This is a genomic window from Pseudomonas corni, assembly GCF_057128765.1.
On record NZ_JBSKHW010000017.1, the window covers coordinates 37,522 to 61,376 of the forward strand.

The 23,855-nt window shown below is 60.1% G+C and carries 15 protein-coding genes; 7 read left to right on the plus strand and 8 right to left on the minus strand.

Annotated elements, in window-relative coordinates; genetic code table 11:
- Window positions 1-218 precede the first annotated feature (218 nt).
- The 3 genes from nirD to ACWKV9_RS22885 all read right to left on the minus strand — a co-directional run bounded on the left by nirD (window position 219) and on the right by ACWKV9_RS22885 (window position 3,748).
- Window positions 219-596 carry a nitrite reductase small subunit NirD gene (gene nirD / locus ACWKV9_RS22875; RefSeq protein ID WP_483838381.1) on the minus strand — a complete coding sequence of 126 codons (378 nt, stop codon included), beginning with the start codon at window positions 594-596 and terminating at the stop codon, window positions 219-221.
- On the minus strand, window positions 593-3,154 hold the full coding sequence (nirB, locus tag ACWKV9_RS22880) for a nitrite reductase large subunit NirB (protein WP_483838382.1): 2,562 nt from the start codon (window positions 3,152-3,154) through the stop codon (window positions 593-595). Before nirB ends, nirD begins: the two co-directional genes overlap by 4 nt.
- A 444-nt stretch (window positions 3,155-3,598) precedes the next feature.
- Window positions 3,599-3,748: a hypothetical protein gene (locus tag ACWKV9_RS22885; RefSeq protein WP_483838383.1), complete on the minus strand. Its 150-nt coding sequence runs from the start codon at window positions 3,746-3,748 to the stop codon at window positions 3,599-3,601.
- Between the two features lie 206 nt (window positions 3,749-3,954).
- On the opposite strand from ACWKV9_RS22885, the gene ACWKV9_RS22890 reads away from it, so the two are divergent.
- On the plus strand, window positions 3,955-7,758 hold the full coding sequence (locus ACWKV9_RS22890; RefSeq protein ID WP_483838384.1) for a bifunctional nitrate reductase/sulfite reductase flavoprotein subunit alpha: 3,804 nt from the start codon (window positions 3,955-3,957) through the stop codon (window positions 7,756-7,758).
- A 408-nt stretch (window positions 7,759-8,166) separates the two neighbouring features.
- On the opposite strand, the gene ACWKV9_RS22895 is transcribed toward ACWKV9_RS22890, so the two are convergent.
- Window positions 8,167-9,255 (minus strand): tartrate dehydrogenase, encoded by a 1,089-nt coding sequence (locus tag ACWKV9_RS22895; RefSeq protein WP_483838385.1) that lies wholly within the window; start codon window positions 9,253-9,255, stop codon window positions 8,167-8,169.
- A 107-nt stretch (window positions 9,256-9,362) separates the two neighbouring features.
- Here ACWKV9_RS22895 and ACWKV9_RS22900 point away from each other — a divergent pair, with 107 nt between their 5' ends.
- From ACWKV9_RS22900 to ACWKV9_RS22910, 3 genes are all read left to right on the plus strand, one after another.
- On the plus strand, window positions 9,363-10,274 hold the full coding sequence (locus tag ACWKV9_RS22900; RefSeq protein WP_483838386.1) for a LysR family transcriptional regulator: 912 nt from the start codon (window positions 9,363-9,365) through the stop codon (window positions 10,272-10,274).
- Between the two features lie 230 nt (window positions 10,275-10,504).
- Window positions 10,505-11,542, plus strand: coding sequence for an ABC transporter substrate-binding protein (locus ACWKV9_RS22905; RefSeq protein ID WP_483838387.1), 1,038 nt, complete (start codon window positions 10,505-10,507; stop codon window positions 11,540-11,542).
- Between the two features lie 15 nt (window positions 11,543-11,557).
- A complete protein-coding gene (locus ACWKV9_RS22910) occupies window positions 11,558-13,240 on the plus strand; it encodes a GMC family oxidoreductase (protein WP_483838388.1) in 1,683 nt (560 codons plus the stop codon).
- Between the two features lie 426 nt (window positions 13,241-13,666).
- Here ACWKV9_RS22910 and ACWKV9_RS22915 read toward each other — a convergent pair whose 3' ends face one another.
- Entirely contained in the window at window positions 13,667-15,094 is a 1,428-nt protein-coding gene (locus ACWKV9_RS22915) for an aldehyde dehydrogenase family protein (protein WP_483838389.1), read from the minus strand.
- A gap of 157 nt (window positions 15,095-15,251) precedes the next feature.
- On the opposite strand from ACWKV9_RS22915, the gene ACWKV9_RS22920 reads away from it, so the two are divergent.
- From ACWKV9_RS22920 to ACWKV9_RS22930, 3 genes are all read left to right on the plus strand, one after another.
- Window positions 15,252-16,199, plus strand: a complete 948-nt coding sequence (locus tag ACWKV9_RS22920; RefSeq protein ID WP_483838390.1) for a LysR family transcriptional regulator — start codon at window positions 15,252-15,254, stop codon at window positions 16,197-16,199.
- A gap of 142 nt (window positions 16,200-16,341) precedes the next feature.
- Entirely contained in the window at window positions 16,342-17,046 is a 705-nt protein-coding gene (locus ACWKV9_RS22925; protein ID WP_483838391.1) for an HAD-IA family hydrolase, read from the plus strand.
- 60 nt (window positions 17,047-17,106) lie between these two features.
- A complete protein-coding gene (locus ACWKV9_RS22930; RefSeq protein ID WP_483838392.1) occupies window positions 17,107-18,390 on the plus strand; it encodes an NAD(P)/FAD-dependent oxidoreductase in 1,284 nt (427 codons plus the stop codon).
- A gap of 1,285 nt (window positions 18,391-19,675) precedes the next feature.
- Here ACWKV9_RS22930 and ACWKV9_RS22935 read toward each other — a convergent pair.
- The 3 genes from ACWKV9_RS22935 to gabT all read right to left on the minus strand — a co-directional run bounded on the left by ACWKV9_RS22935 (window position 19,676) and on the right by gabT (window position 22,296).
- Window positions 19,676-20,167 (minus strand): Lrp/AsnC family transcriptional regulator, encoded by a 492-nt coding sequence (locus ACWKV9_RS22935; RefSeq protein ID WP_020289696.1) that lies wholly within the window; start codon window positions 20,165-20,167, stop codon window positions 19,676-19,678.
- A gap of 39 nt (window positions 20,168-20,206) precedes the next feature.
- On the minus strand, window positions 20,207-20,893 hold the full coding sequence (locus ACWKV9_RS22940; protein ID WP_483838393.1) for an HAD family hydrolase: 687 nt from the start codon (window positions 20,891-20,893) through the stop codon (window positions 20,207-20,209).
- A gap of 113 nt (window positions 20,894-21,006) precedes the next feature.
- Complete coding sequence (gabT, locus tag ACWKV9_RS22945; protein ID WP_483838394.1) at window positions 21,007-22,296, minus strand: 4-aminobutyrate--2-oxoglutarate transaminase; 1,290 nt, start codon at window positions 22,294-22,296, stop codon at window positions 21,007-21,009.
- Window positions 22,297-23,855 lie beyond the last annotated feature (1,559 nt).

Sequence of the window (23,855 nt, forward strand, 5' to 3'; positions counted from 1 at the left end):
TCCACTCCCAAAGGTTTACTCTCAACGGCCCCACTTCAGATACTCACTCATTGAGGTGCAGTCGGCCAACTGACCTATCTGTAGGAGCCAACTTGTTGGCGAGGCTTTTGACATGGTGCATCTGATATGACGCCTCGCGAATAAATTCGCTCCTACAGACATCAGGCTGATGACTTGTTGCATCTAACGCCTCGCGAACAAGTTCGCTCCTACAGATTTCAGGGCAAATCAATTTCCACGACATCCCCGTCCAGTCGCACCGTCCAGGTGCGCAATCGCAATGTTGCGTCTTCCAGGCAGGTGCCGTCTTCAAGCCGGTAATGCTGTTTATACAGCGGCGAGGCAATCACCAGATCTCCCGCCAGGCTGCCGATAATCCCGCGTCCGATCACGTTGACGCCCGTCACCGGATCGCGATTGTCCACGGCAAAAAGCTGCGCCGCACCGTTTGGGTCGATCACCTGAAACAACGCCACCTGAGTGTTGCCCACCAGCGCCACCACGCCGGAATTGGGCACCAGATCGTTGCGCCCGCACACCGCCCGCCATGTCTGTACGGGGGCGTTGTCGATCATTGCTGCGTTGGCCTGGTTCATTGTGCGATTTCCTCGACGGCGATCAGGTTGAGTTCATCTGCGCGGGCCGGACGACGCTGGCTGCGTTCTTTGACGAAGTGGATGTCCGGGTCAGCGCGCTTGTCGTTGACGAAGGTGCGGAAGCGCTTGAGTTTTTCGGGGTCGTGCAGGGCGTTTGCCCACTCACATTCGTAGCGGTCGACCACCAATTGCATTTGCGCTTCGAGTTCTGCCGCCAGGCCCAGGCTGTCGTCGATGACCACGGCTTTGAGGTAATCCAGCCCGCCTTCCAGGCCTTCGCGCCAGACGGAGGTGCGCTGCAATTTGTCGGCTGTGCGGATGTAGAACATCAGCACGCGGTCGATGTAGCGAATCAGGGTTTCGTCGTCCAGATCGGTGGCGAACAGTTCGGCGTGGCGCGGACGCATGCCGCCGTTGCCGCACACATAGAGATTCCAGCCGTTCTCGGTGGCGATCACGCCGATGTCTTTGCTCTGAGCTTCGGCGCATTCGCGGGTGCAACCGGAGACCGCGAATTTGAGTTTGTGCGGCGAGCGCAGGCCCTTGTAACGGTCCTCGATGCTCAGCGCCATTTGCACGCTGTCTTGCACGCCGTAACGGCACCAGGTGCTGCCGACACAGGATTTCACCGTGCGCGTCGATTTGCCATACGCGTGACCGGTCTCGAACCCGGCCGCAATCAGCTCGCTCCAGATGTCCGGCAGTTCATGCAACTGTGCGCCGAACAGATCGATGCGCTGGCCGCCGGTGATCTTGGTGTACAGGTCGTACTTCTTCGCAACCGCGCCAATGGCGATCAGGCCGTCGGGGGTGATTTCCCCGGCAGGAATACGCGGCACCACTGAATAGGTGCCGTTCTTCTGCATGTTGGCCATGAACGTGTCGTTGGTGTCCTGCAATGGCACCAGCTTTGAGTCCATGATTGGCCGGTTCCAGCACGAGGCGAGGATCGAGCCAATCGCCGGTTTGCAGATGTCACAGCCGACGTGGCCTTTGCCGTGACGGGCGAGCATGTCGTCGAAGGTTTCGATGCCTTCCACGCGCACCATCGCGTACAGCTCTTGGCGGGTGAAGGCGAAGTGCTCGCACAAACTCTTATCGACCGCCACGCCGCGGGCGATCAGCTCATGCTCGAAGACCTGCTTGAGCAGCCCCGCGCAACCGCCGCAGCCGGTGCAGGCTTTGGTCTGTGCTTTCAGCCCGCCAAGGTCGGTGCAGCCGCCATCAATGGCCGAACAAATCGCTCCTTTGCTGACGTTGTGGCACGAGCAAATCGTTGCAGTGTCAGGCAAGGCGTCAGCGCCCAGAGTCGGCGCACCTTCGCTCTGGGGCATGATCAGGCTCGACGGATCGGCGGGCAGCTTGATGCCGTTTTGCGCGTATTGCAGCAGGGTGTCGTAGTAGCTGTTGTCGCCGACCAAAACGGCGCCGAGCACCTGTTTGCCGTCGGCCGACACCACCAGTCGGCGGTAGCTGCCGTTGGCTTCGTCGATGAAGCGGTAACTGCGCGCACCGGTCAGTGCGCCATGGGCATCGCCGATGGAGCCGACATCAACGCCCAGCAGTTTGAGTTTGGTCGACATGTCGGCGCCGAAGAACGGCTCGGCGTCCAGATCGCACAATTGCGCCGCGACGTTACGCGCCATCTGATAGCCCGGGGCAACCAGGCCGAAGACGCTACCGTTCCAGGCCGCGCATTCGCCTATCGCGAAGATGTCGGCGTCGCTGGTGCGGCAATGCTCGTCAATCGCGATGCCGCCCCGTGGGCCCAGTTCCAGTTCGCATTGGCGGGCGAGGGCGTCTTGCGGGCGAATGCCGGCGGAGAACACCACCAGGTCGGTTTCGAGAAATTCGTCACCGGCAAAATTCATCCGGTAGCGGTATTCCTCGCCCGGGGTGATCGACTGGGTTGCGCGGGATAAATGCACGCCGACGCCCAACGCTTCGATCCGCGCCTTCAACGCCGCGCCGCCGAAATCATCCAGTTGCACTGGCATCAGCCGCGGGGCGAACTCCACTACGTGCGCCTCCAGCCCCAAAGACTTCAGCGCGTTAGCCGCTTCCAGTCCGAGCAGGCCGCCGCCGACTACCACGCCACGTTGGGCGTTTTTGGCTGCGGCGCGAATGGTGTCCAGATCGTCCAGGGTTCGATAGACCAGACGCGAATCTCCGGCCGCGCCTTCGATCGGTGGCACGAAGGGATAAGAACCAGTCGCCAGCACCAGCTTATCGAACGGGAAACAGCCGTTGGCGGTGATGACTTCACGCCGAACCCGGTCAATTTCCAGCACCGGCACGCCCAGATGCAGCGTCAGCCCGCTCTGTTGATACAGCTCGGCATCGCACATGGCCAGGGACTCGGCGTCCCGACCGCCGAAGTATTCAGACAGATGCACGCGGTCGTAAGCGCGCTGGCGCTCTTCGCCGAACACATGAATGCGATAGCGATCCAACGCGCCGTCGGCGATCAATTGCGCGACGCACTGGTGGCCGACCATGCCGTTACCGATGACGATCAGAGTGGGCACATCTTCAAGAGGGGCGACTGTGGTGTTCATAGCAAGTCCCGGCCAAAGCCAATTCAGGTTTTCTGGAAGCAAAAAAAAGGCGCCCGGAACCTTTCGGTTCCAGGCGCCTTTGCCTGTTCTTTGTTGGTTGCTACCCGACCACAGTGTGGGTGCAACCTGCTTAGCCCGATGCCTGCAAGGGCTGGCGATCGTCATTGACCGTCAGGGCCGCCAACCGCGCATTCAGGCTGGACTTGATTGGGATCAAAGCAAGGGCTGTGCCAGTGGGTGGTTGGGTGCCTGGTGCGGGAGTGGCGTCGGGTATTTCTGCCCGGTAAATGCAGGCTCAGAGGCGGGTGGGCACGCACGAAACAACGCTGATTTGCAAATGAACAAACAGCTCACGACCCGATAAGAAAGGCGCGAAAAAAGTGCGTGAATGGTCAGGTGCGCTTCATTGTGATGCCAAACGTTCAGTTATCGAACCTCGAAATGTCACGGGTACATTTTTGCTTCTGCCGCAGGCGTAGGAGCGTGGCTTGTCCCGCGATGGGCGAAGAATTCGCCCCGACTCCAGCCATCGAGATCTTCCTGATACACCGCGTTTAACAGGTTACTGCCGGTTCCCGGCAGATCGCGGGACAAGCCACGCTCCTACGAGCTCCGCCCCGAATCAAGGGCGGCGATATCAGCGATAGACAGCTTTCAGCCGCCCCTCTGGCCCATCCCTTGCAATGACCCAACCATAGGTGATCAACGCCGATCGCCATCTTCACGACAAAGGCGCCGTGTGCTCCCCGTTTCAGACGGAGGGGACAGGGCGTCTTTTTTTTTGGTTTCGGGAAATGGATATGGCGAGTCGAAGCGTTTCAAGCGTGTGTCCTTATTGCGGTGTCGGCTGCGGGATCGTCATGCAGGTCGAAAATAACCGGGTCATCAAAGTGACCGGCGACAAGACGCATCCGACCAACTACGGGCGTCTGTGTACCAAGGGCAGCACCTGCGCCCAGCCGCTGACAGAGTCCGGACGCATGGACTCGGCCTACCTGCGCGATGTGCGCAACCAAGAGCCGGTGCGCGCCGACATCGACTTCGCCATCAGCGAAACCGCCCGCCGCTTGCGTGCAATCATCGACACCCACGGCCCTGATGCGCTGGCCTTTTATGTGTCCGGCCAAATGTCACTGGAAGCGCAGTATCTGGCCAGCAAGCTCGCGAAGGGGTTTGTGCGCACCGCCCACATCGAATCCAACTCGCGGCTGTGCATGGCCAGCGCCGGCAGCGGCTACAAATTGTCGCTGGGGGCAGACGGCCCGCCAGGCTCCTACGAAGATTTCGACAAGGCCGATGTGTTCTTCGTCATCGGCGCGAACATGGCCGACTGTCATCCGATTCTGTTCCTGCGGATGATGGATCGGGTCAAGGCCGGCGCGCAGTTGATCGTCGTCGACCCACGGCGCAACACCACGGCCGACAAGGCCAGTCTGTTCATGCAGATCAAGCCTGGCACCGATCTGGCGCTGCTCAACGGCCTGCTTTATTTACTGATGGAAAACGGCCACACCGATCCTGCGTTCATCGCCTCGTTTACCGAAGGCTGGGAGGTGATGCCAGGGTTTCTGGCGGATTACACGCCGGACAAGGTTGCGCACATTACCGGCATTCCTGAGCAGGACATTCGCCAGGCCGCGTTGATGATTGGCCAGGCCCGTGACTGGATGAGCTGCTGGACCATGGGCCTGAACCAGAGCACCCACGGCACCTGGAACACCAACGCGCTGTGCAATCTGCATTTGGCAACCGGGGCCATTTGCCGCCCCGGCAGCGGACCGTTCTCACTCACTGGCCAGCCTAATGCAATGGGCGGCAGGGAAATGGGCTACATGGGCCCAGGACTTCCCGGACAGCGTTCTGCGCTGGTGGCAGAAGATCGGCAGTTTATAGAAGACATGTGGGGCATCCCGGGCGGCACCTTGCGCACCGAATCCGGCAGCGGCACGGTGGCGATGTTCGAACAGATGCGCGACGGAGACATCAAAGCCTGCTGGATTATCTGCACCAATCCGGTGGCATCGGTGCCCAATCGCCAGACCGTGATCGAAGGCCTGCGCGCGGCAGAACTGGTCATCACCCAGGACGCCTTTCTCGACACCGAAACCAACCGCTACGCCGACATCCTCCTGCCCGGCGCGCTGTGGGCCGAGGCCGATGGGGTGATGATCAACTCCGAACGCAACCTGACGCTCACGCAAAAAGCCGTGGACGCACCCGGTGACAGCCTGCCGGACTGGCAGATCATCGCGCGGGTGGCCTGTGAAATGGGTTATGCCGAGGCATTCAATTACGCATCGGCAGCCGAGGTGTTCGAGGAGATCAAGCGCGCCTGGAACCCCAAGACCGGCTACGACATTCGCGGCGCGAGCCATGCGCGGCTTCGCCGGACGCCCCTGCAATGGCCTGTCGCGGCTGAAGACGCAAGGGACCGCAATCCGATTCGCTACTTAAATGACGGTATCAGCCAGACGTTGACTGCCGAGCTTGATGGCAGCCGTCCCGCTGTGGTGTTCCCGACGGCCAGCGGCAAAGCGGTGTTCCTGCCGCGTCCGCACATGCCGCCAGCGGAAATGCCCAGTGAAGACTTTCCCTTCGTGCTCAACACCGGACGCCTACAGCACCAATGGCATACGCTGACGAAAACCGGGAAAGTGCCGACGCTGAACAAGCTCAACCCCAACCCGTTCATCGAGCTGCACCCCGAAGACGCCGCGCTGTTCGGCATCAAGGACAAGGACGCCGTTGAAGTGCGCTCGGTGCGTGGCCGTGCGGTGCTGCCTGCGGTGGTCACGGATCGGGTGCGCCCTGGCAACTGCTTTGCTCCGTTTCACTGGAACGATGTGTTTGGTGAGAATCTGGCGATCAACGCTGTCACCAGCGACGCGGTGGACCCGATCTCGTTTCAGCCCGAGTTCAAGTTCTGCGCCGTAGCGTTGCAGCGGGTCGATTTGATCGCTCATCGTTTTTTTGAGACCGCACCGGCTGCCGAAGTCGCTTGCGAGCCACATGACAAACCGGCACTGACCTTGCTCTGGGCCTCGCAAACCGGCAACGCTGAGTCTCTGGCCGAACGGTTCGGCGGCCGTTTGCGTAGCGCTGGCATCGCCATCGACGTGCGCGCGATGGACAGCTTTCCGGCATCGAAACTGGCCGAAATCGACAATCTGGCGCTGATCAGCAGCACCTTCGGCGACGGCGAATCCCCCGACAACGGTCAGGGATTCTGGCAATCGCTGAGCCAACACGATGCCCGGCTCGAACGCCTGCGCTACGCGGTACTGGCGCTGGGCGATCCGAGTTATGACAGCTTTTGTCAGCACGGCAAAAATCTAGATCAGCGCCTGGAAAGCCTCGGCGCCTTGGCTCTGCTGCCTCGCGTCGATTGCGATCCGGAATTCGATGTGCCAGCCGATGCCTGGTTCAAGGCGCTGCAAAAGGCGCTGTCCCTTGAGGTGCCTGAGTTGCCTGCGGCTGAAAGCGCCTCGGTGGTGACGCTGCACACCCGTTCGCTTCCTTTGTCATCCGGCCTGTCGATCAATCGGCGCCTTAACGCTGCGGGCGCGCAGAAGGACACTCGCCAGTTTGCGCTGGCGCTGGGTGATTCGGGCTTTCACTACGAGGCGGGCGATGCCCTCGGCGTTTGGCCGCGCAACTGTCCGGAACTGGTCAACGAATTGCTCGACCTGACGGGCCTTGATGCCGAGCGCCCGGTGACGATTGAAAAGTACGGCGATGTACCCCTGCGCGAGGCATTGGCCGGGCATTTCGAGATCGCCAAACCGCACTTCGATACGTTGCAGTTCATTGCCGAACGCAGTCGCAACCCCGAGCTGAAAGTGCTGCTGGGCGATGCTTATAAAAGTGAGCTGAAAGACTGGTTGTGGGGGCGGCAATTGGCGGACGTGCTTCAGGCATTTCCAATGCGGTGCAGTGCGGAAGAACTGCTGGGTTCGCTCAAACCCTTGCAGCCGCGTTCGTACTCCATCGCTTCGAGTTCCAAGGCGCATCCTGATGAGGTGCATTTGACGGTTTCTGCGGTGCGTTATGGCAAGCGCAAAGGCGTGTCGTCGACGTTTCTTGCTGACCGCGCGGAGCAGTGCGAGGTGCCGATTTTCCTCCAGCCGTCCAAACACTTTCGAGTGCCGGGCGATGGCGACGTGCCGATGATCATGATCGGCCCGGGTACTGGCGTGGCGCCGTTTCGCGGGTTTTTGCAAGAGCGCAGAGCGCGGGGCGATGGCGGCAAGAACTGGCTGTTTTTCGGCGAGCAGCACGCGGCCAGTGATTTTTATTATCGCGACGAGCTGGAAGGTATGCAGCACGACGGGCTGCTGACGAACCTGAGCCTGGCGTTTTCCCGTGATCAAGGCGAGAAGATTTATGTGCAGCATCGGATTCAGCAGCAAGGGGCTGAACTTTGGCGCTGGTTGCAGGAAGGCGCGCAAGTGTATGTCTGCGGCGATGCAGCGCACATGGCCAAGGATGTGGACTTGGCCCTGCGCCACGTCATCGCCCAGCACGGCGGATTGGGCGAGGAGGGTGCGGCAGAGCACCTGCGCTACCTGACCGAGCAGAAGCGCTATCTGCGGGACGTTTACTGATATCGGCTCTTGCTGAGGGCTCGTCTGCGGCGGCTTTGTTTTAGCCGCAAACGATGTGGCGAATGTACCGACCCCTACGCGGACAAGTCCGCTCCCACGGGTTTTGTGTATGGCGCAGGTCGTTGCCGCCACCATAAATCCCTGTAGGAGCGCGCTTGCCCGCGATAATTTTTTTCAGCCGCAAAAGATGCAGCGAATGTACCGACCTATATCGCGGACAGGTCCGCTCCCACGGGTTTTGTGTACGGCGCAGGTCGTTGCCGTCGCCAAAGATCGCTCCCACGGGTTTTGTGTATGGCGCAAGTATTGCGCCACCATGGATCCCTGTAGGAGCGAACTTGTTCGCGAAGCGGCATCAGCTCATCACGCCGATCCCCCGAATGCGATGCGTCAAAAGGGAGACCGGGTTCAATGAACCTTGCACGCAGCGGCGATCGCTTTGCCCAGGGATTCGGTGTTGCCCTTGCCTCCGATGTCGGCGGTCAGCGGTGCGTTTTCCGGCCCCATCGCCAGCACGGTTTCGATAGCGGTCAACACTGCGGCGCCTGCTTCAGGATGCCCCAGGTGCTCCAGCATCATCGCGCCGCACCAGATCTGCCCGATGGGGTTGGCGATGCCTTTGCCAGCGATGTCGGGCGCCGAACCGTGCACCGGCTCGAACAGGCTCGGAAAATGACGTTCCGGGTTGATATTGGCCGACGGCGCAATGCCGATGGTGCCAGTGCAGGCAGGGCCGAGGTCAGAAAGGATGTCGCCGAACAGGTTGCTGGCGACCACCACGTCGAACCAGTCCGGGTGCAGGACGAAATTCGCGGTGAGAATATCGATGTGGTACTTGTCGACGTTGACGTCAGGGTACTTCTTGCCCATCTCGACCACACGCTCATCCCAGTACGGCATGGTGATGGCGATGCCGTTGGACTTGGTCGCCGACGTCAGGTGTTTCTTCGGACGACTCTGGGCCAGCTCATAGGCAAACTTCAGGATGCGGTCCACGCCAATGCGCGTCATCACGGTTTCCTGGAGCACGATTTCTCGGTCGGTGCCGGGGAACATCTTGCCGCCGACGCTGGAATATTCGCCTTCGGTGTTCTCGCGCACCACCCAGAAATCAATATCGCCGGGCTTGCGATTGGCCAGTGGAGCTTTAACCCCAGGCATCAGACGGCAAGGGCGCAAGTTGACGTATTGATCGAACTCGCGGCGAAACTGCAGCAGCGAATCCCACAGGGAAATGTGATCAGGCACCACGTCGGGCCAGCCCACCGCGCCGAAGTAAATCGCGTCGTAGCCCTTGAGGATCTCGAACCAGTCATCGGGCATCATTTTGCCGTGAGCCAGGTAGTAATCGGCGCTGGCGAAGTCGAACCAGTCCCACTGCAATTCCAGGTTGTGCTGCTCGGCTACGACGTCCAGCACGCGCACGCCTTCTGGCATGACTTCCTTGCCAATGCCGTCACCGGGGATCACTGCAATTTTGTAGCGGGGCTTGCTCATGGATTCGACTCCGGGATTGATGGGTGACGAATCTCAGTGTATGCAGTGTCAGGGAATTAATAATTAGCCTCTAACGAAAGCAATTCTTAGATTTAAGGAAAGAATCGATGAGTCTGATCGATGACTTGAGCTTCTTCCAGCACGTGGCGACCCGCGCCAGCCTGACGGAAGTGGCACGCCAGATGGGTTTGTCCCTGCCGGCAGTAAGCAAGCGTCTGAGCCAGTTGGAAGCGCGACTCGGCGTGCAGCTGTTGCAGCGCACCACGCGGCGATTGTCGTTGACGCCCGAGGGCGTGTTGTATCTGGAGGGCGGTCGGCCGATCTTGCGCCAGCTCGAAGAACTGGAAAGCGCCCTGAACAGCCGTCAGTCCACCCTGCACGGGCGCTTGCGCATTAACGGCACGCTGGGATTTGGTCGGCGTCACCTGGCGCCGGTGGTGTCGAGCTTTGCCCGCTTGCATCCTGCGCTGGAGATTTCCCTGGAGCTGACCAGTCAACCGCTGAGCCTTCTGGATGACCAGTTCGACATTGGCGTGAGCATGGGCGAACCGCCAGACTCAAGGCTGATCGGCATCCGCCTGCTGGAGAACCCACGCCTGCTGTGTGCGTCGCCCAATTACCTGACGGCCCATCCGGCGCCGACGAAGGTCGCCGACCTGGCGCAGCACAACTGCATCGTCTTGCGACAGTTCGGCAGTGACTATGCGATCTGGCGTTTCCACAAGGATGGCGAGGACTTCTCCCACAAGGTCAGCGGCACATTGTCCAGCAATGACGGCGAAGTAGCGTTGAGCCTGGCGCTTGATGGCCACGGCTTGATCATGCGATCACGCTGGGATGTGCAGGAGCATCTGGAGAGTGGCCGATTGCAGGCAGTGCTTGAAGATCACCAGGCGCCCCGTGGCGATATCTTTGCGGTGTATCAGCATCGTCGGCATATTCCGCAGCGCATTACAGTATTCACTCAGTACATGACTCAAGCGCTGGCCAAAAGGCTGCCGTTTGCTGCGCCCGGCTAAGTCAGGCGAGCTGGAGCCACGCGGGCTTCTACGGAGTCGGGACTTCGGCATAACTTCAAATCATGTCGGACCTGACTAATCGTTGTTTGTCGATTCAGGGGCGGGTCTTGTAACGTCCAGCGACCCGCTCGGTAAAATAAAAAATCAGACCTGAGCATGCGCTGGTGTGCAGGGTGTTCAGACGGGGTTTTTGAAGCTGCCGAATTACTCTACGTCCAGGATGATTTGCCATGAAGACCCGTTTCCTTGGTTCAGCGTTATCCCTGTTGTGTGTGTCGGTATCGTGCGCGATGCCGGTGATGGCGGAACAAATCACCTTCGTTTCCCAAGGCGGCGTCTATCAGGAAGCCCAGACCAAAGCGATCCTAGATCCCGCAGCCAAGCGCCTGAACATCACCATCAAGCAGGATAGCGTTCCCGACGCCTTGCCCATGGTCAAAGCGCAAGGCTCGGCTGGCAAACCGGTGTGGGACGTCATCGATACCCCGCCCTCCAACTGCATTCGTGGCGGTAACGAAGGGCTCATTGAAAAACTCGACCTGAGTAAAATGCCCAACGTCCAGGCGATGCCCGAGGCTTATCGCACGCCGTATTCGGTGGCTTACGAGTTCTATTCGTCGGTGATCGCGTACAACAAAAAATCCCTGAAAAAGCTGCCGCAGACCTGGGCCGAATTCTGGGACGTGAAAAACTTCCCCGGCACCCGCTCGCTGCGCAACGACCCAATGGGCACGCTCGAAGCGGCGCTGCTGTCTGACGGCGTCCCTCGCGACAAGCTTTATCCGCTGGACGTTGATCGGGCTTACAAACGCCTGCAACAGATCAAACCCGACATCGCTGTGTGGTGGAGTTCGGGTGGACAGTCGGCGCAATTGCTCAACGATGGCGAAGTCGACATGTTGATGATCTGGAACGGCCGCGCCAGCGCCGTGCGCAAGGACAATAAAGACGTCGATTTCACCTACAGCGACGGCCTCTTGCAGAACACCCAGTTGTGCATCCTGAAAAACGCACCCAACTACGCCACGGCGGTGAAATTCGTCAACGAAGCGGTATCGCCTGATCTCCAGGCCAACCTGCCGCTGTACATCGATTACGGTCCAGGCAACCCCGCCGCTTTCAGCACCGGCACACTGAGCGCAGAACGCGCGAAAGAACTGCCAAGCTCGCCAGAAAACGCCGCCAAACAAGCGCTGCTTTCAGAAGAATGGTGGTCGTCTCCAGCCGGTATTGCGGCCAAAGACAGATGGCTTGAGTTCGTTCAGTAAGCCTGGGTTGCGAGCATGATCGATTACCTCATTCTGGGCGGTGGCTCGGCAGGCTGCGTGCTTGCCGCGCGGCTGTCGGAGGACCCGGAACAACAGGTGTGCCTGATCGAAGCCGGCCGGGATATTTCGGCACGCAGCATGCCCGACGCGATCCGCAGCCGCTATCCGGGCCGGGCCTATCTGGACACCGGCAATCTCTGGCGCCGGTTGACCGCGTTGATGGGCAAGCACTCCAGCGAGCGACGTTACGAGCAAGCGCGATTGCTGGGTGGCGGCTCGGCGATCAATGCCCTGATGACCAATCGCGGCGCGCCGGACGACTACGACGAATGGCAACGCCTGGGTGCCGACGGCTGGAACTGGAACAGCTGCCTGCCGTACTTTCGCAAGCTGGAAACCGACACTGATTTCAGCGGCCCGCTGCATGGCGATCAAGGGCCGGTGAGGATTCGTCGCACCGCGGACGGATTCCTTTCGCCGTTCGTCAAGGCGGTCATCAACGTGCTGGGCGAGCGAGGTTTGCCGCGCAAGCCTGACCAGAATGGCGAATGGGAGCAGGGAGTTTTCGTTGGCGCAATCGGGGTAAGCGAGCAGGGCGAACGGATCCCCACCTCGGTGTGTTACCTGACCGAGGCGGTGCGTCAGCGCAGCAATTTCGCCCTGCAAACCGATTGTCTGGTGGACAGGGTGTTGTTTGAGTCCGGGCGTGCAATCGGCGCGCGGTTGATTGATCAGGACGGCTCGGTGAGGGATGTCTTCGCCCGGCAAGTAATCCTCTGTTCGGGGGCGATTCACAGTCCGGCGGTGCTGTTGCGCAGCGGTGTCGGGCCTGCTTCGGATCTCGCTGCGATGGACATTGCGCTGGTGGCGGATCGTCCCGGGGTGGGCCGCAATCTGATGGAACATCCGTCGATCGCCGTGTCTGCGCTACTCACTTCGTCGGGGCGTACGCCCTTTCCCGAGGAGCATCATGAACAGGCCATCGTGCGGTTCTCCTCTGGCCTGCCCGACACCGTGCCTTGCGATATGCATGGTGCGATTCTTTCGCGGTCCGGCTGGCATTCCATTGGCTATCGACTGGGCACGATGTTTTTCTGGGTCAATAAATCGTACTCGCGCGGGCATCTGCGTCTGACTTCCAGCGACCCGCAGCAGGAGCCGGAGGTCAGTTTCGACATGCTGTCCGATCCTCGGGATTTGCAGCGCCTCAAACAAGCGCTGGTCTTCGGTGCGCAGACGCTCTCTGCACCGCAAATGGGAGGGGAGCGCAGCGTGGTGTTTCCCTCCAGCTATTCGCCGCGGGTGGCAAAAGTCGCGATGCCGGGGACGGTCAATGGCGTGCTGCGCGGGATATTGAGCCTGATGCTGGACATCGCTGGCCCACTGAAAGCGACACTGATCCACGGGCTGGTGACCCAAGGCGTGACCCTGAAAAAATTGTTATCTGACGACGCTGCGCTGACTGATTTTGTGCGCCGCAATGTCGGCGGCACCTGGCATCCGTCAGGCACCTGCCGCATGGGCCGAATGGAGGACCCTGACGCTGTGACCACCAGCGACGGACGAGTGATCGGTGTGGAAAATCTGCGGGTCTGTGATGCGTCGCTGATGCCGTCGATTCCCTGCGCCAACACCAACGTGCCCACCATCATGATCGCCGAGCGCATGGCGGATTTGATCAAGCAGGAAAACCATTGATCCCTCAATCTGCAACGGGTCAGTTCGAATGTGGGAGCAACTGGCTTCCCCCTGATTGCTAGCGTCTGACATTAAGTCTTCGCGGTGTCCGCTCCCACGTGTTTGCGATCGACCGATATTGCGCAAACACTACAAATCCCCTGTAGGAGCCGACGAGCCCGTGCGAGGCCGCGATGCGGTGTGTCAGACAAATTGCATCGCAGCCTCGCGCTGCTCGTCAGCTCCTACAGGTTTTGCGTCAGCCCCGGATACGGTAGCGGCTCAAAACCAATGTGGGAGCGGACTTGTCCGCGAATGCGATGGTTTGGGCGTTAGAGATCTGTTGGGTGTCCTGACCTCTTCGCGGACAGGTCCGCTCCCACAGGATCTGTTTCAGCTCAGGAATTGCCAGGCACCGACAATCTGGTTGGAGCGATTGGGCAGCGATCAGCGCTCGTAGCCGACAATCCCCTTGGTTTCCAGAAACGCATCCAGGCCCCATTCGGCGTACTCGCGGCCGTTGCCCGATTGCTTGTAGCCGCCAAACGGGGCGCCTGCGTCCCATGCTGGGTAGTTGATGTACACGCTGCCTGCTCTTAGCTGGAAAGCAACGGCCCGCGCGCGTTCAAGACTGGCTGACTGGACGTATCCAGCTAAGCCGAACACGCTGTCATTAGCCATGGTCACGGCTTCTTCGTCATCGGCATACGCCTGGATCACCAATACCGGCCCGAAGATTTCTTCACGGGAAATGGTCATCTGCGGCGTTACCCCCGCAAACACCGTAGGCCGTACGTAATAACCGGTGTCCAGCCCGTCCGGCCTGCCCAGTCCGCCGCACACCAGGTGCGCGCCTTCTGCGATGCCAATGGCGATAAGGCGCTGAATCGCCAGATACTGACGCTTACTGATCACCGGCCCCATGTTGGTTCGCGGGTCTGTGGGCGAACCGACGCGATGGGCGAGGGCGGCGCGGCCAGCGATTTCAGCGGCTTGAGCATGCAACGCAGCTGGCACCAGCATGCGGGTCGGGGCGTTGCAGGATTGACCGCTGTTGCCGAAGCAGCCGTTCACCCCGGACGTAACAGCGGACTCTAGATCCACGTCGTCCAGCAGAATATTCGCCGATTTGCCGCCCAGTTCCTGATGCACGCGTTTGACTGTCGGCGCAGCCAGGCGCGCCACCTCAATGCCGGCGCGCGTCGAGCCGGTGAACGAGACCATGTCCACCTCGGGGTGAGCGGCCAGTGCCGCGCCGACGGTCGGACCGTCGCCATTGACCAGATTGAACACGCCCGGCGGCACACCGGCTTCGTGCATCACCTCGGCGAACAGCAAGGCGTTGATCGGCGCAATTTCGCTGGGCTTGACCACCATGGTGCAGCCCGCCGCCAAGGCCGGGGCCACTTTGCACACGATCTGGTTGATCGGCCAGTTCCACGGCGTGATCAGTGCAACCACGCCCACCGGCTCCAGATTGATCAGAGTTTTGCCTTTTGCTCTCTGGAACTCGAAGGTGTCCAGCGTGCTGAGCAGTTGCTCAAGATGAAACTTGCCGATCCCGGCCTGCCAGTCCCGTGAAAGCGCTTGGGGCGCACCCACTTCGTTGAGGATGGCCTGGGCGATCTCGTCGTAGCGCTTCAGGAAAACCTCAAGCACCCGCGCCAGCAGTGCTTTGCGCTCTTGCGGCGAGGTCCGTGCGAATGCCGGAAAAGCACGTTTGGCGGCCATGACAGCGGCATCGACATCTGCCTGATTACCCATGGCAATGTGCGTGAAGGCTTGCTCGGTCGCCGGATTGATGACGGGCAGTCGCTCTGTCCCGAAGGGCTCGACCCACTGACCATCGATATAAAACTTCAGGGCGTTCTGCATAAAAGGCACGTTCTCTCGGGGCAGGCGGAAGTGGCTGAGCGCGCACGCCGGGGCGTTCGATTCAGGTGAAAAAGTACACTCGGTCGCTCGCAAGAATAAGCGCGCTATTTTGCATCCGGCAATTTACTAATAGTTGTGTCAGGCATAAGCTCAGGTCATGTCTAATTTACGCAGAAAACTTCCCAGTTCCAGTTCCCTGTTCGTCTTTGAAGCTGCTGCGCGTTGTGGCAGCTTCACCCGGGCGGCGGATGAATTGTGCGTCAGTCAACCGGCCGTCAGCCGTATGCTTTCGCGTCTCGAAGAGCACTTGGGCGTGCAGTTGTTCGAGCGTGTTCGCGGTGGTGCGCGGCTCACCGAAAGCGGCAGTATTTTGTATCGCAGGGTGCAGGAAGGCTTCAGCACCATCGAGTCGGCGATCAGCGAAATCGAGTCCCGCGCCACGGGGATCGAAACCGTCACGCTCTCGGTTTCAACGGCCTTCACCACCCACTGGCTGATGCCGCGCATGAGCCGTTTTAGTGAGCGTTTCCCCACTGTCGATATGCGTTATCAGCTTATGTCCGGCAGGATCGGCGGCCCCCTGGTCGATGTCGATCTTGGCATGCGCTACGTCGAATCGATCAGCCTGAAAGCCACGGATACAGTGGTTATTCCGGAAATCACCCTGCCGGTCTGTACCTCTCGTTATCTCTGTCAAATCCTCCAGGACCCGGTCAAAAAACAGGCCCCGACGCTCATCAGCATGGACAATCAGGACCGTGGTTGGGCCGACGCTTTTCTGTGTTCCGGTCGGTCTGAAAATGCTTTGGTTTTTTCCGATTATGCGGTTGTCGTGCAAGCGGCTTTGCTGGGTCAGGGCATGGCATTGGGCTGGCTGAACGTGGTGTCCAATTCCCTGAAAAAGGGTGAACTGGTGCCCGCCGCCGAGCAGGTGAAAATGACTTCACGGCGCTGTTGTCTGGTCTCGCCTGGCAACCGTCCCATGCGTCCGGTAGTGGAAAACGTACGTGACTGGATCATTGAGGAAATGCGTGCAGACATCGCAGAAGTCGACGGGCTTTACCCTCATTTGGGGCTCGCTGCACTGATTGAATCGGCCAATTGAGCACGGTGTGTCGTGACGTGTAAAAAAACAGTAGGTTATGCCCCGAGGCGCTGCTAAAACAGAATATTGCACGAGGACACGGGAAGATAATGGGGCCAGACCCAGATTGCTTCATCCTCATGAATACCCTGCGGAGCGCCCTATGTCATTCAAGCAGTTCAAAGCCCTGACGTTCGACGTCGTCGGTACCCTGATCGATTTCGAAGCCGGCATTCTCGCTCACGTTCGTGAGGTGGCGGGTGAGGCGGGTAAAGCCTGCACGGACGATGACATCCTCAAAGCGTACCGCGAGGCACGGGCGCAGACTGATTCGGGCTGGTGGCCTGACGATCTGGAGCGTTGCTACCACGTTATCGCGGCAAAACTGGGCCTGCCGGACAGCGACGAATACGCCAAGGGCCTGGCTCAGGCGGTGAAGAACTTCCCGGCCTTTCCGGATTCCATCGAAGCGCTCAAACGGCTGCGCAAGCATTTCAAACTGGTCGCCACCACCAATTCGCAAGTCTGGGCACTGAACCACATGGCCAAGACCCTCGATGAGCCGTTCGATGTCCGGGTGACGGTTGACGATGTACGTTTCGAGAAGCCCGATCCACAGTTTTTCGCCTACACCCGTGGCGTGCTGGCGACTCAAGGCATTCTGTTCGAAAACATCCTCCACGTTGCTCAGAGCCAATATCACGACATCGGCGTGGCCATGCGTCTGGGTTACCAAACCTGCTGGATCGAGCGTCGCTTCGCGCAGAAGGGCACCGGCGGCACGCTGGAATCCGAGCGCACCGAGCCGCATTACCACTTCACTTCGCTGGCGCAACTGGCCGACGCAGTGGAAAAAGAACTGGGTTGATGACCTCGGCCCCCGGACCTGTCCGCAAGCGCTGTTCTTCTTTTTAGCCGGAAGCCGTCCATGACTGTTCAGAGCTTGTGGGCGGCGACCGCCCAACCTTCACCGGCGCTGCAATCGCTCGAAGGAGAGCGGCAGTGTGACGTGGTGATCATCGGCGCCGGTTACACCGGATTGGCGGCGGCGCATCACATTGCGTTAAGCGGTCGGGAGCCGTTGATCCTCGAGGCCAATACCCTGGCGTGGGGTGCAAGCGGGCGCAACGGTGGCGTGGTGTCGCCCAAATTTCGCGTCGGTTTTCCCACGCTGATGGCGCGCTTTGGGCGCGATACCGCGCTGCAGATGTACCGCACCGGATACGCGGCGGTGGACAGCTTGGTCGAGATGATCGACACCCTGGGCTTGAGCGAAGCGCGCCTGCATATGGGCGGGCACATTGCTGCTGCGCATAGCGTCCATGCCCTTAGCGGACTGGAGTCGACGGCGAACTGGATCAAGCGTGAAACCGGTGGCGCATCGTCAGTGATGATCAGTGCTGAACAGGTGCGCGAAATGACCGGGTCGACGATCTTTCATGGCGGCCTGTTGACGCCCAAGGCAGGCGGCATTCATCCATTGAATTACGCCCGCGGGATCGCCCAAAGCCTGCATGATCGTGGCGTGAAGATGTACATCAACAGTCCGGCCCAACAGGTGCGTCACGAAGGCGAGCGCGTCATTGTGCAGACGCCTCAGGGGCGGGTCAGCGCTCGGCAAGTGATTTACGCCACCAACGGTTATTCGGATCAAACGCAGGCCACGGATACCTTGCACCGTCGGCTGATTCCGTTTCGCAGCGCGATTATTGCCACGCAATCCCTCCCGGCTCACGTGCTGGCTGCGATCATGCCCGGCGGTCAGGTGTGTGGAGACACCAAACGCATGCTGCGCTGGTTCCGCGTGGTGGGGGATCGCTTGATCTTTGGTGGTCGTGGCGCTTTTGGCAAAAACGATTCGGAAAGTGCATTCCGCACTTTACAGCGCAGCATGGGCGAAGTGTTTCCGGTGCTGCGCGATTACAAGATCGAGTTTCGCTGGTCAGGCCTGGTAGCCATGACTCTGGATTACCTGCCCCACGCCGGACAACTCGATGACCGCAGCTTCTACGCCATCGGTTACAACGGCGGCGGGGTGGCGATGTCGACCTGGATGGGCCAGCAACTGTCGGCAATGACGGCAGGCAAGAAAGTCGAGCTGGCGTTGATGTCGGGCGAGAAATTCAAGCCCATTCCACTGCATGCTTTCCGCGCCCCTGGCGTTCGTCTGGCGGCGGGCTGGCAGCAATTTCTTGATGTCATCGGCAGGTAGGCGTTTCTTCATCATCCTGAGTCAGTTTCACGACTGCTGCGCAGCCGATCGCGGCCTCGCGGTGCTCGTACGCTCCTACAGGGTTGGCGATTGGATCGCGCAGTGTCGGTATACGTAAATCCCTGTAGGAGCGAACTTGTTCGCGATGGGCAGCGAAGCGGCCCCAAACCACACGACCACGGTTTCAGCAGATAAACCGCGTAATCGGGTTTTGCTGCCGCTGCGCGCCAGATCGCGGCCTCGCGGTGCTCGTGCGCTCCTACAGGATCGGCGATTGGCTCGCGCAGTGTCGGTATGCGGAAATTCTGAATGGCGATTGGATCGAGCAGTGTCGGTATACGCAAATCCCTGTAGGAGCGAACTTGTTCGCGATGGGCAGCGAAGCGGCCCCAAACCACACGACCACGGTTTCAGCAGATAGACCGCGTGATCGCGTTTTGCTGCCGCTGCGCGCCAGATCGCGGCCTCGCGGTGCTCGTACGCTCCTACAGGATCGGCGATTGGCTCGCGCAGTGTCGGTATGCGGAAATTCTGAATGGCGGTTGGATCGAGCAGTGTCGGTATGCGCAAATCCCTGTAGGAGCGAACTTGTTCGCGATGGGCAGCGAAGCGGCCCCAAACCACACGACCACGGTTTCAGCAGATAGACCACGTGATCGGGTTTTGCTGGCGCTGCGCGCCAGATCGCGGCCTCGCGGTGCTCGTACGCTCCTACAGGATCGGCGATTGGATCGCGCAGTGTCGGTATGCGCAAATTCTGAATGGTGATTGGCTCGCGCAGTGTCGGTATGCGCAAATCCCTGTAGGAGCGAACTTGTTCGCGATGGGTCGCGAAGCGGCCCCAAACCACACGACCACGGTTTCAGCAGATAAACCGCGTGATCGGGTTTTGCTGCCGCTGCGCGCCAGATCGCGGCCTCGCGGTGCTCGTGCGCTCCTACAGGATTGGTGATTGGCTCGAGCAGTGTCGGTATGCGGAAATTCTGAATGGCGATTGGATCGAGCAGTGTCGGTATACGCAAATCCCTGTAGGAGCGAACTTGTTCGCGATGGGCAGCGAAGCGGCCCCAAACCACACGACCACGGTTTCAGCAGATAGACCGCGTGATCGCGTTTTGCTGCCGCTGCGCGCCAGATCGCGGCCTCGCGGTGCTCGTACGCTCCTACAGGGTTGGCGTCTCGCGATTCGCGATTGGGGTTGTCGATTCGCGAATCGCGATGGGTGTAGCGTTTCGCGATTTTGTGATTTGGGTTGGCGTTCGCGATTGGCGCCTGTACGTGGGGATCAAACCGCCCTGACCAGGCTGCGCAACGGCACGGTGCTTTTGATCACCGGTGATTTGATGACGATGTAGCTGAAGTATTTTTCGATGCCGATGTTCTTGTCGAGGATCGACTCCATCAGTTCCTGATAGTGCTGAATGCTACTGCACAGAAAGCGCACCAGGTAATCGTAACCACCGCTGATCAAATGGCATTCGAGCACTTCATCGATGTTACGGATGCTCGATTCGAATTTCACGAAGTCCGAACGCTTATGGTCAGACAGGGTGACTTCGGTGAATACGGTTACCGAGTTAGCGAATTTGGCCAGGTTGACGTGGGCTTCATAGCCGCTGATATAGCCTGCCGATTCCAGGCGCTTGACGCGTTGCAGGCAGGGGCTGGGCGACAGGCCGACGGCTTCGGCGAGGCTGACGTTGGTCATGCGCCCGTCTTTCTGCAGTTGGACCAGGATGTTGATATCGATACGATCCAGCTTCGTTGCAGCGTCCATCGTTCAATCCTCGCAATGTCAAATCCAGGGCCGTCACGGTCAGGCGTGCAGTGCCTTTTGATGTGCGTGGGCAAGGTCCGCGAGGCTGGCGTACTCACAACGCTTGCCGTCCATTGCCTGCGGTGAGTGATTCCAGGGCTGGCTGTGACCTCGACGCAACGTACATACCGGGAAATCCACCCGCAGGTTCCACGGGTCATCGGTTTCGGTACTGCGTACGGGTAACAGTTCCGATCGCTCCAGTCCCAGGCCGTTGAGTGCGATTTCCAGACTGGTGTGCCAATCCTGGCTGCTGGGTTCGATAATCGCGTCAAACGCAACGGGTAACCGGCTGGTCAATGAGTGCGCATCGGTGCCGTGGGGCGGGGCAATCAGTATCAAACGGTAAAACTTGCTCAGGTACTGCAAGGCACCTGGAGCATCTTCAAATATGGGCCATTGGGACGATGAGCTACTGAATGCCACACTTTCATCCCAGCCCGGGATGATATGCAATTGATGCGCCAGACGCTGATACAACTCCCCGTGAAATGCCCTGGGACTGACCTGTGATCCAGTGCTGGCAAGCTCATCGGCCATCTGTCGATAAGCACTCAATAATTGCTCGTCGCTGGTGACCGGTTTTTGTTGCACTGCCAGCGGTCGCAGGCCTTCAAGAATGCCCCGTTCCCGATCAACCAGGGTGCCGAAGGAAAATCCCAATGCCCTGTACTGGGTGACTTTCATCATTAGCTCCTGAGTGAAGCGTTTAGGCTCCGTCATGAATAAAGCCGATGCCCGACGCTGTACGCAGGTCGGGCTCGATATTGCGACGCAGAAGGGGCGTGCCGCATGCGATTTCAGCAGGCAGCCGTCAGCGCTTTTTCTAGCATCATCAGGGCTTCAGCGATCTGCTCCGGGGTGGTTACCAGCGGAGCGAGGAAGCGCAACACGTTGCGGTGTACGCCGCACTTGATCACCAGCAGCCCGGCGTTGCGCGCCTCATCGATGACCTTCTGCGCCAATGCCGCATCGGGTCGGTTTTTGCCATCTGCGGCGATCATCTCGATTGCCAGCATGAAGCCCAGGCCTCGCACTTCGCCGATCCGCGGGAAGCGTGCTTGCAACGCCAGAAGGCCCTCGCGCAACTGCGCCGCCAGTTTCTCACCCTGGCCCAGCAGATCCTGCTCCTCGAATACGTCCATCACCGCCAGCGCCGCAGCACAAGCCACCGCGTTGCCGCCATAAGTGCCGCCCAGACCGCCCGGTGTCGGTGCGTCCATGATCTCGGCGCGCCCGACGACGGCGGACAATGGCATGCCACCTGCCAGACTCTTGGCGACTGTCACCAAGTCCGGCTGGATGTCGGCGTGCTGAAAGCCGAACATCGTGCCGGTGCGACCAAAACCGGTCTGGATTTCATCGAGGATCAGCACAATCCCGTGCTGAGTGCAGCGTTCACGCAGGGCTTGCAGAAAAGCTTTCGGCGCCGGGAGGAAACCGCCATCACCCTGCACCGGTTCGATGATGATTGCGGCCACCCGATCGGGCGCAACGTCGGTGGCGAACAGTTCATCGAGCTCGGCCAGCGCGTCGTCGCTGCTGATCCCGCGATACGCGTTGGGGTAGGTCGCGTGGTAGATCTCGGCCGGGAACGGACCGAAGTTCTGCTTGTACGGCTGGCTCATGCCGGTCAGTGTCACGCCCAGCAGGGTGCGCCCGTGGAAGCCGCCGCGAAATGAAATCACGCCGGTGCGATTGGTGTGACCGCGCGCGATCTTGATTGCGTTTTCCACCGCTTCGGCGCCGGACGTGAACAGCACACTTTTATAGTGCTCATCGCCGCCGATCATTTTGTTGAGGCGCGCTGCGACCTCGATGTAGTTCTGGTAAGCCGCCACCTGAAAGCTGGCGTGGGAGATTTCGCCCACTTGCCGGCGCACCGCTTCCACCACACGCGGGTGACAGTGGCCAACGTTCAGTACGCCGATGCCACCGACGAAATCCAGGTAACGCTTGCCGTCCACATCCCACAACTGCGCGCCCTCGGCACGCGCGGCCACCACCGGATGGGCCGTGGCGATACCGCGCGGGACATGTTGGTCGCGCAGGGCGAGCAGGCGCTGGTTTTCAGTCAATGCAGAATTCATCTCGATCTCCGTAACGCCAGGCTGGCGGCTTATGTGATCAGGATAAGGATTGGCTGGAACCACAAGCGCTGAAGTTGCAGACGTCAGCGCTGTGATCGACTGTTTTGCGGGGGAGGGACGAAATAATCGACTGCGGCGGGTGTTTGCTCTGCGGGAGCCCGTGCAAGCTCTCGGTCATCAATCAAGAAGCATGACGTTGATTTCAATAGCTCCGCCAACCTGCTTCTGCCCGCAGGGCGTAGGAGTCCGGCTTGCCGACGATGGGGTGCGCAGCGGCCCCAAACCTACTCATCGGCATGGCAGACACACCGCGTACACAGTTGTTACTGCCGGTTCCCGGCAGATCGCCGACGAGTCAGGTTCCTACGGCCTGCGGCCAGAATCATCAGCGCCAGAGATATCCGCGTTTCTCCGCCAAGTTGCTTCTGCCCGCAGGGCGTAGGCGTCCGGCTTGCCGACGATGGGTTGCGCAGCGACCCCAAAACCTGACCCCTCGGCATGGCAGACACACCGCGTACACACCTGTTACTGCCGGTTCCCGGCAGATCGCCGACAAGTCAGGCTCCTACGGCCTGCGGCCAGAATCACCAGCGCCAGAGACATCCGCGTTTCTCCGCCAACCTGCTTCTGCCCGCAGGGCGTAGGAGTCCGGCTTGCCGACGATGGGTTGCGCAGCGACCCCAAACCTGACCCCTCGGCATGGCAGACACACCGCGTACACAGTTGTTACTGCCGGTTCCCGGCAGATCGCCGACAAGTCAGGCTCCTACGGCCTCCGGCCAGAATCATCAGCGCCGAAGATATCCGCTCAGGCTCCTACGGCCTGCTGCCAGAATCATCAGCGCCAGAGATATCCGCGTTTCTCCGCCAAGTTGCTTCTGCCCGCAGGGCGTAGGCGTCCGGCTTGCCGACGATGGGTTGCGCAGCGACCCCAAACCTGACCCCTCGGCATGGCAGACACACCGCGTACACAGTTGTTACTGCCGGTTCCCGGCAGATCGCCGACAAGTCAGGCTCCTACGGCCTCCGGCCAGAATCACCAGCGCCAGAGATATCCGAGTTTCTCCGCCAATCTGCTTTTGCCCGCAGGGCGTAGGCGTCCGGCTTGCCGACGATGGGGTGCGCAGCGGCCCCAAAACCTGACCCCTCTGTATGCCAGACACACCGCGTGCTCAGAATTTGCTGCCGGTTCCCGGCAGATCGCCGACAAGTCAGGCTCCTACGGCCTGCGGCCAGAATCACCAGCGCCAGAGATATCCGCGTTTCTCCGCCAAGTTGCTTCTGCCCGCAGGGCGTAGGCGTCCGGCTTGCCGACGATGGGTTGCGCAGCGACCCCAAACCTGACCCCTCGGCATGGCAGACACACCGCGTACACAGTTGTTACTGCCGGTTCCCGGCAGATCGCCGACAAGTCAGGCTCCTACGGCCTCCGGCCAGAATCATCAGCGCCGAAGATATCCGCTCAGGCTCCTACGGCCTGCGGCCAGAATCACCAGCGCCAGAGATATCCGAGTTTGAGGCGCGTAAGCGCAGTGTCTGGACGACGGGGATCTCTTACA